The organism is Desulfurella sp. (assembly GCF_023256235.1).
In the GTDB taxonomy this organism is placed as follows: domain Bacteria; phylum Campylobacterota_A; class Desulfurellia; order Desulfurellales; family Desulfurellaceae; genus Desulfurella.
In genome coordinates, this window is the sequence record NZ_JAGDWY010000066.1 from 1 (window position 1) to 4,999 (window position 4,999).

General features: G+C 31.7%; 8 protein-coding genes. 4 read left to right on the forward strand and 4 right to left on the reverse strand.

The annotated features are described in order from the left end of the window. The 4 genes from Q0C22_RS06725 to Q0C22_RS06740 all read left to right on the forward strand — a co-directional run. Positions 1-105 (forward strand): HU family DNA-binding protein (locus Q0C22_RS06725; RefSeq protein ID WP_291493069.1); only part of this gene is annotated, 105 nt, incomplete at its 5' end. 150 nt (positions 106-255) lie between these two features. Continuing rightward, positions 256-507, forward strand: a complete 252-nt coding sequence (locus Q0C22_RS06730) for a hypothetical protein (RefSeq protein WP_291493050.1) — start codon at positions 256-258, stop codon at positions 505-507. Next, a complete protein-coding gene (locus Q0C22_RS06735; RefSeq protein WP_291493051.1) occupies positions 488-883 on the forward strand; it encodes a PIN domain-containing protein in 396 nt (131 codons plus the stop codon). Before Q0C22_RS06730 ends, Q0C22_RS06735 begins: the two co-directional genes overlap by 20 nt. Positions 884-886: 3 nt before the next feature. Then, positions 887-1,021: a DUF2283 domain-containing protein gene (locus Q0C22_RS06740; RefSeq protein ID WP_291493053.1), complete on the forward strand. Its 135-nt coding sequence runs from the start codon at positions 887-889 to the stop codon at positions 1,019-1,021. 287 nt (positions 1,022-1,308) lie between these two features. On the opposite strand, the gene Q0C22_RS06745 is transcribed toward Q0C22_RS06740, so the two are convergent. The 4 genes from Q0C22_RS06745 to Q0C22_RS06760 all read right to left on the reverse strand — a co-directional run. Next, positions 1,309-1,893 carry an HAD-IB family hydrolase gene (locus Q0C22_RS06745; protein ID WP_291493054.1) on the reverse strand — a complete coding sequence of 195 codons (585 nt, stop codon included), beginning with the start codon at positions 1,891-1,893 and terminating at the stop codon, positions 1,309-1,311. Then, positions 1,890-2,621, reverse strand: a complete 732-nt coding sequence (locus Q0C22_RS06750; protein ID WP_291493056.1) for an SDR family oxidoreductase — start codon at positions 2,619-2,621, stop codon at positions 1,890-1,892. The genes Q0C22_RS06745 and Q0C22_RS06750 overlap by 4 nt, the downstream gene beginning before the upstream one ends. A gap of 10 nt (positions 2,622-2,631) precedes the next feature. Beyond that, entirely contained in the window at positions 2,632-3,948 is a 1,317-nt protein-coding gene (locus tag Q0C22_RS06755; protein ID WP_291493059.1) for an FAD-binding oxidoreductase, read from the reverse strand. Continuing rightward, positions 3,945-4,999, reverse strand: a 1,055-nt coding sequence (locus Q0C22_RS06760) for a hypothetical protein (protein ID WP_291493061.1), incomplete at its 5' end; no start/stop codon positions are given. The genes Q0C22_RS06755 and Q0C22_RS06760, both read right to left, overlap by 4 nt.

A 4,999-nucleotide genomic window follows, 5' to 3' on the forward strand; every position in this document is an offset into this window, starting at 1 on the left:
GCAAGAGTTGGCATAAACCCGCAAACCAAAGAAAAAATTCAAATACCTGAATCCAGGCTTCCTATGTTTAAAGCAGGTAAGGGGTTGAAAGATAGGTTAAAGTAAACCTTTATGGTTTTTAAAAAAACTAAGCTAAAAAGCAAATATAAAAATAAATAATCAAAAAATAAGAGTAACTATAAGCCGTTTAAATTTTCAATTGACTTGGTATTTTTTTATAGTATTATTGAATAGTATGATAATAGAGGTGATGCTATGGGCAATCTTATAAGAAAAACAATCACGATTGATGATAAAATATACAAGAATATTAAACGCATAAATCCTAAAGCGAATTTTAGTGATATTGTGAGAAAAGCTTTGTCTGAATATATAGAAAATATGAATATTCAAGAAGCTTTGAATCTAAAAGGCACGTGGCAAAATGATATAGAAGATTCGGTTAAATTTGTTGATGAGTTAAGAAAAGACAATGGAAGGCAAATTGGTGAGTGGAGTAATAGTTGACACAGATTGTATTATAGATTTTTTTAATAACTATCCAGAAACTGCTTCTATAGTTGAGCGTTTGATAAAAGCTAAGCTTATACACATAAGCATATTATCTATTTATGAGCTATACTGCGGTGCTAAAACTAAACACCAACATTTTGATATAGAAAAAATTTCCAGTGTCTCAAAGATTGAGTATATTGACGAGAAAATAGCAAAAGAAGGTGCTTTTTTGTACCAGACATATAGAAAAAATGGATTTACTCTTTCTACAGTTGATTGTTTGATAATGGCTACCGCAAAGGTTAATAATCTAACAATACTTACAAGAAACCTCAAACACTATCCAGAAAAAGAGCTGATTTATGTTAAGGACTTTTCAGAAAGTTAAATTATGAAAATCACTTACGATTCAAAATATAATATTTCCTACATAAAATTCAGAGATTCAACTGAGGAAGTTGAAACAATAAAAATAAGCGACGAAATTAACATAGACATTTCTCTAGATGGCAAAATGACGGCATAGAACTACTGAACGCTAATGAACAAATGAAGCCGTTTGATGGTAAACTAACCATTGTAAACGAAAACTCGGTTCAAGAGATTGATGTTGCTGTTTTTTAACAAATTATTGATATTATTACACTAATATAACCGTATAAAGTAAAGCAAATCCAACCCAGATTCTAAAAACCCTGGATTTTAAGAAATGCTTTTAAATTAACATTTACATTTCTCAAATAGCATACTGGTATGTCAACTTTATACGATTTTAGGTATTTTAGAATAAAGTGAAAAGAGTGGTTTTTTGAGCTAGAATATCTTATAAAACTTTTTATTTGCCAATTTAAGCATTTCTTTATCACCTCTTGAATCGCCATATGCGTAAATAAGCTGGTAGTCATTTAAGTCTAAGAGTTCTTTTATACGGTTTACCTTTTCTTTGCCTTTGCAGTTTTTGGTAAGCAGTTTTCCTGTTACTATATGATTTATAAATTCCAATTTTGTAGCAATAAGCTCTAAATTATTTTTATCGCACCATGGCTTTAGTATACACTCAAAAGAAGCGCTTATTATAATAACTCTATCTTTTTGAGTTTTGTGCCAGTTAATTTTATCAAGCGCTACACTTCTGATTAATTTTGGTAGGATATTTAGCGAAAAGTCTTGAGCTTTTGATTTGAAAAATTCTTCGTCAATTCCTCGAAAGAAATACTCTATAAAGCTTTCTTTTAATGCCTGATCATTATATAGGTTTAGTTTATATAAAACTATTTGTGGTAATAATTTAATAGCACCTTTAAGTAAATCTCTTTTGCTTTTTAAATATTTGGTAAATTCTATTGTACTGTCTTTTGTTGATATAGTGCCGTCAAAATCAAATAGTGCAAGGTTCAAAAATTTAGCCTTTTAAATATGTATTCTGGTAAATTATTTATTGTTTTCATTATAAAAAACCATTCTTTTTTGGTGTATATCACGTCTTTTTTTTGTTGTTGGGCATCAAATATGTCTTTTGCTACTTCTTGAGGTGTTGCGGTAAGTTTTTTTGGTAATTTCATGCCTTTTGTCATCTTTGTGTCTACAAACCCAGGCTTTACTGTAAGAACGTCTACATTGGATTTAAACAACCTGTTTCTTAAACCAGATAAGTATGCTGTAAAGGCCGCTTTAGAGCTTCCATATATGTAGTTTGTGGCTCTTCCTCTATCTCCTGCTACAGAACTTATACCTATTATAAAACCGCTACCTCTTTTTTCAAAATCATTTGCTATGATATTTAAAATACTTACTGCGCAGGTAAAGTTTGTGTCTATTCTTTTTTTTGCTTCTAAAAAGTCATTTTGTGCTTTTTTTTGATCTCCAAGGTATCCTATAGCAAAGATAATACCTACTGGTTTTGGATTTAATGCATTGTAGAAATCAAAATGGCTTTGCGTATCAAGCAGGTCAAACTCAATTGGCTGTATTTTTACATTGTATCTAATCTGCATATCTTGAATATCCTTCTCCAGCTCAAGTATGTTTCTTGCTGCTAAATACAAGTCATAGCCTGCGTTTGCGTATTGCCTTGATAGCGCTTTTGCTATGTCGCTTTTTGCTCCAAGTACTAATATATGGCTCATTTTGCCTCCCTTATATGCCAAGTATTCTTTTTGACTGCAATGAACTAAATTTGTGTTTAGGATCGTATGTGTTTTTTATCTCCAAAAATTTTTCTATATTTGGATATCCTTTTATGAATGCTTCTTTTTTAAGTCTTGCATCTTTTGTAAAATAAAACCTGCCTTGATAGTCAAGCACTATTGCATCTAAATAGTCAAGCAACTCAAAGACATTTTTTGATATAGGAAAATCTAAAGCAAGCGTATAGCCTTCCATAGGAAAAGATATTAAAGAGTCTTGTTTGCCAAACAACTTTAAAACAGCCAAGAAAGAACCTTGATTGCTTTGGGCAATTTTTGTAAGTATTACTTGCAAGCCTTCTTTGCTTGACTGTTTTGGCAAAACAAACTGGTATTGAAGAAAGCCTTTTGGACCGTATATACGATTCCAGTTATGTATGCTATCTAGAGGGTAAAAGAATGTATCGTAGTCAATAATTGATTTTGATAGGCCTTTTTTTGCTTTTGAAAAGTAAAGCTCATTGAATGCCCTCACACTATATGGATTTAGTAGAAACTCTGGAAGATCAATTGGAACATTAAGCTTTCTTTTTTGCTTTAGTGAAAATGTGTTTGTTGTAGCTAGCTCATATTCTAAAGCATGTTCTCCTCTCATCAGTATGCTGCGTCCTAAGTTTTTCCCGCTTGATAGACAGTCAATCCAAGCCACAGAGTAGGTGTAATCCTGAGATTGTTCAAAATACTCCATAATTTCTTCAAGGTTGTATGCCTTTATAGTCTCCTGCTTTATATAGCTAGACTCTATCTTTTTTAGCTTAAAGGTAGCTTCTAATATAATACCGGTAAGACCCATTCCACCAATTGTTGCAAAAAACAAATCACTGTTTTTTTCTTTTGAGCAAGTTACTATAGAGCCATCAGAAAGCATCAATTTTATTTCAATTACATGAGAGCCAAAGCTTTTTTCTTTGTGGTGGTTTTTGCCATGCACATCAGAAGCAATTGCTCCGCCAACTGTAACAAATTTTGTTCCCGGCGTTACAGGCAAAAAAAAGCCACGCTTTACAAAAGCTTCCAAAATCTCAGCAAGCGAAATACCTGCTTCGCATCTCAATACACCGCTCTCTTTATCAAAATCTAAAAAGTGGTTATAATTTAAGCTTGAAAGTATTACTTCAGACAAAGAACTATCCCCGTAACATCTGCCAAGTCCTCTTGTTATAAGTGCTTGGTGAGAATCTATAAATTCTTTCGCTTTAAGTTCACTATCAAAACTTTCTATAACTGCGTCTGTTTTTGGGTATTTGCCCCAATTTGTAACAATCATTTTTGCTCCTTGCTTAGAGAATTGTATATAACTAGTTTTATCGGTTTTGACTCATAGTAGCCTGTATAATCGTGATTTATAATCCTCAAGGCTAGAGTATGCAGTCCAAAATTAAGCTTATCCAACGGTATAGAACCGCTAAATCCTGAATACTCATAGTTTGGATTATGAAAAGCCGAGCTTACATCAAGGCGTTGAATTCCGCTTTGCAGTGGGTAAAAATATTTATTATCAATAACCGCAACAACCCCACTATCGGTATTTTTTGCAATGCTATCTACTGCCCAACCAGATATTTGTAGTGAATTGTCTGAATTTTTACTGTTTATTGGTATTTCTATATTGCTTGATGGTTCGTAATTGAAACTTATTTGTGCAGCTTTATGATTTATTTCTTTCCCATTTGCTTTTATTATTTGTGGGAAATTAATCAAGTTTGGGTATAACCATATAGCTAGAGGTTTTGTGCTGTTTGTATGTTTTATAGTAATAATTACTTGCCCTTTGCTTATTGTAAGGGGATTGTCTAAAGGAATTGCAAAAAATGTGTTGTCTTTTGATTGTAATAGAGATTGTTCTCCTTCAGAACATTTATTGTTATTACAAACTTTTATTTTTAAAATACCGTTTGCTGTATTGAAATAATTACCTTGTAAAATTGATACTTGATTAATTGTTCCCTGCGGTATTCCATCTGGCAACATTATTTCAACCTTATGGTTATTGGATAAAGGAAATGGCATATTTCCAGATGAAGCTGTTTGGGTAGTGTATGAGAGATTATATAAAGGTTTTGAGTTATTTAGCGTAATTGACTCGATGGTATATAATGTGGATTTATTTAAGAAATGGAGATTGGTAAATTTTTTAAAATGAATGTTAGAACTATAAAAAGAAACAGTGTAATTATCTGAGTAATTGAGATTTATATCAGAGGTTGTTATTTTAAAAGCCTTAATTTTAAGAAGACCAAAATTATACCCTTTTAATAGTTGATTAATATTGTCTTGACTTGCCACATAATATTTTACAAAAAGATGGTCACTTGCAA

What these genes read in the sequence shown, in the direction of transcription:
- Q0C22_RS06730 (WP_291493050.1), top strand. Translation starts at nt 256, where the DNA reads ATGGGCAATCTTATAAGAAAAACAATCACGATTGATGATAAAATATAC.
- Q0C22_RS06740 (WP_291493053.1), top strand. Translation starts at nt 887, where the DNA reads ATGAAAATCACTTACGATTCAAAATATAATATTTCCTACATAAAATTC.
- Q0C22_RS06750 (WP_291493056.1), bottom strand. Translation starts at nt 2,621, where the DNA reads ATGAGCCATATATTAGTACTTGGAGCAAAAAGCGACATAGCAAAAGCG.
- Q0C22_RS06755 (WP_291493059.1), bottom strand. Translation starts at nt 3,948, where the DNA reads ATGATTGTTACAAATTGGGGCAAATACCCAAAAACAGACGCAGTTATA.